2 protein-coding genes are annotated in these 1,020 nt (G+C 47.8%); one reads left to right on the top strand and one right to left on the bottom strand.

Features of this window, described 5'->3' with window-relative positions; translation table 11 throughout:
- The first annotated feature begins 13 nt into the window (after positions 1–13).
- Entirely contained in the window at positions 14–286 is a 273-nt protein-coding gene (locus A3751_RS15120) for an HU family DNA-binding protein (RefSeq protein WP_068457628.1), read from the top strand.
- Here A3751_RS15120 and A3751_RS15115 read toward each other — a convergent pair.
- The coding region (locus A3751_RS15115) for a dihydroorotase family protein (RefSeq protein ID WP_068457625.1) at positions 279–1,020 on the bottom strand (742 nt) is incomplete at its 5' end. The two genes, A3751_RS15120 and A3751_RS15115, sit on opposite strands and share 8 nt — an antisense overlap.

Raw genomic sequence — 1,020 nt, 5'->3', positions numbered from 1 at the left:
AAGAGGGGATCCTATGAAGAAGCCTGAGTTAATTGCCGCAATTGCAGAAGAAACTGGTTTAACGAAAGATAAATCTGGAGAAGTTCTAAACGCTCTGCTTGATGAAATTACCAACGCAATGACGCGTGACGATGCCGTTAGTTTGATTGGTTTTGGAACTTTCTCTCAGCGCACCCGAAGTGCGCGTACAGGTAAGAACCCGCAGACCGGTAAAGCTATTCAAATACCTGCTAGCAAGTCAGTTGGTTTTAAGCCTGGCAAGGCTTTGAAAGACGCCGTTAACTAGATGCAGAATAAACGAGCGCACCGCTTACAAAGGTGTGCTCGATCGTTCCCGTCACTTGCTCACCCAATAGCGGAGTGTTTTTTCCCGAAGAGTGTATATCGCTCTCGTCTAACGTGCGCTCGTCAAAGTTTAAGATGCTGAAGTTCGCTTTTTGGCCAGGCATAATTTGATTGGCTTGCAAGCCAAGCACGGCGGATGACCTTTCGTTCATTGCTTTTATAAATACCTCTAGAGCAAGTTCGCCAGCCGAATCTAGCTTCATTGCATAATGAAATACGTGCTCGATGGTGCTTATACCAGTTGCAGACTCTGCAAAAGGCGCGTTTTTAGCGGATACGCTGCGTGGCTCATGGGCACTGGTGATTGCATCGATGGTTCCGTCGATCACGCCTTCAATGAGCGCTTTCCTATCACGCTCGCTTCTTAGAGGAGGGATGGTATGAAAGTTATTGTTGAAACCCAAAACGGCTTCGTCGGTATAACACAGGTTTGCGATGGCGACATCTGCGGTAATTCGAGTGCCTTTCTTTTTCGCTTCACGAACAAGGTTGACGGAATCTTCGCAAGACAGATTACTAAGATGTAGCCTGACGCCGCTCGCTTCAGCGAGCATGATGAGTTGTGCGATAGCAACCGTTTCAGCAATGTTAGGAATGCCCTTGAGCCCCATTCTGGTCGATATTGCACCGCTATGCATGCTTCCTTGATAAAGGGAGCGGACCATCGGGTGCATA

The organism is Oleiphilus sp. HI0080, assembly GCF_001635135.1.
The sequence above is the reverse complement of the archived record's forward strand: the minus strand, read 5'-3'. Positions and strand labels throughout refer to the sequence as shown.

Excerpts from the sequence above, each read along its gene's own strand:
- A3751_RS15120 (WP_068457628.1), top strand. The coding sequence starts at position 14 with ATGAAGAAGCCTGAGTTAATTGCCGCAATTGCAGAAGAAACTGGTTTA.